At 56.2% G+C, this 1,679-nt stretch carries 1 pseudogene; it reads left to right on the forward strand.

Going from position 1 to position 1,679, the window contains the following annotated elements:
- Positions 1-75: 75 nt before the first annotated feature.
- Positions 76-1,643 (forward strand): annotated as a pseudogene (locus H3Z84_RS05120) (IS3 family transposase).
- Positions 1,644-1,679: the final 36 nt, after the last annotated feature.

The following is a 1,679-nucleotide window of genomic DNA, read 5'->3' on the forward strand; positions in this document are numbered from 1 at the left end:
CCCCCTCTGTCAGCCTAGTTGTCCAGTTGGCGATTTAGCCTGAATTTCACTAGTCGGGGCGGCATGGGAGCATTCATGCCACGTTATTCCGAAGAACGTAAAGCGGCCGTTTTAAATAAGTTGTTACCTCCGCAAAACCGAAGTGTTGTGTCGGTGGCAGCAGAGGAAGGCATATCCGATGTGACTCTGTATAGTTGGTTGAAACAGTGTCGACAACAAGGAATGCCCGTGCCAGGTAATCGTACCGGGGAAGATTGGTCCCCCGAAGCCAAACTGGCCGTTGTAGTAGAAACGGCCTCTATGTCTGAAGCCGAACTCAGTGCCTATTGCCGCGAGAAAGGCTTGTATCCGGAGCAAGTACAGCGCTGGAAGGAAGCCTGCCTTCAGGGTGCCGGCATGCAGGGTGAGCGTCAGAAAGCGGCTCAGAAGCAACAGCGAGACGCCCGTAAAACAATCAAGAAGCTGAAGTCCGAAGTTCGCCGTAAAGACAGGGCGCTGGCTGAGACCACGTCACTTCTGGTGCTGTCAAAAAAGCTCGAAGCCTTGTACGGCGAGGATCCGGACAGCAGCGAGGACGACTGACGCCGCTGGACGAACGTGCAAGGCTCCTGGAGCTATTTGATGAAGCCGTTGCCGGTGGTGCTGCCCGATACAAGGTGGCAGAGATAATCGATATCAGCGAGCGCACATTGAAGCGCTGGCGATGCTCTGATGGCCAGGTTGCTGAAGATCAGCGCCCTGAGGCAGAGCCAGTCGAACAGCCCCACAAACTCACACAGGCCGAGGAGCTGGCCATTCTGAGCGCATGTAATCAACCTGAATACCGGAGTTCGCCACCGTCGCAGATCGTGCCGTCACTGGCTGACAAGGGCCTTTATCTGGCCTCGGAATCGTCGTTCTACCGAGTGTTGAAAAAGCACCAGCAACAGAATCACAGAGGGCGCATGAAGCCGCCACGCAAGGTGCCAGAGCCGACTAGCTTCACCGCGACAGGCCCGAACCAGGTGTGGAGTTGGGACATCAGCTATTGCCCGTCAGCGGTGCGTGGCCAGCATTGGTATCTGTACCTGATCATGGACATCTACAGTCGCAAGATCGTTGCCTGGGAAGTCCATGAGGCGGAGTCTGGCGAGCTGGCCCGGAAACTGGTTGAACGCGCCCTGTTACGAGAGGGCTGCTGGCATAATCCGCCGGTTCTGCACTCTGACAACGGAGCGCCGATGACCTCTTATCTGCTCAAGGCCCGACTGGCTGAGCTGGGCATGTTGATGTCTCACAGCCGGCCTAGAGTCAGCAACGATAATCCTTACTCGGAATCATTGTTCCGGACAGTCAAATACTGCCCGGAGTGGCCGTCAAAGGGCTTTGAATCGCTCACGGCGGTGCGTGACTGGATGCTGGCGTTCGAGTACGCCTACAACGAACAGCACCTGCACAGCGGCATCCGGTTCGTGACACCGGCTGACCGACATCGTGGTGTTGATCACGAGCGCTTGGCGCACCGGAAACTGGTTTATGAAAGAGCAAAACGCCAGAATCCACGGCGCTGGTCTGGCAATACCCGGAACTGGGAAGTAACCGGACCGGTATCGCTCAACCCTGGCAAATTGCAGGAAATAGAGCGCAATAAATTGGCCGCTTAAACGCGGTCATTTGGACAACTGGGTTGAAAATCGCCG

It is taken from the genome of Marinobacter sp. bablab_jr003, assembly GCF_016464245.1.
GTDB lineage: Bacteria > Pseudomonadota > Gammaproteobacteria > Pseudomonadales > Oleiphilaceae > Marinobacter > Marinobacter vinifirmus.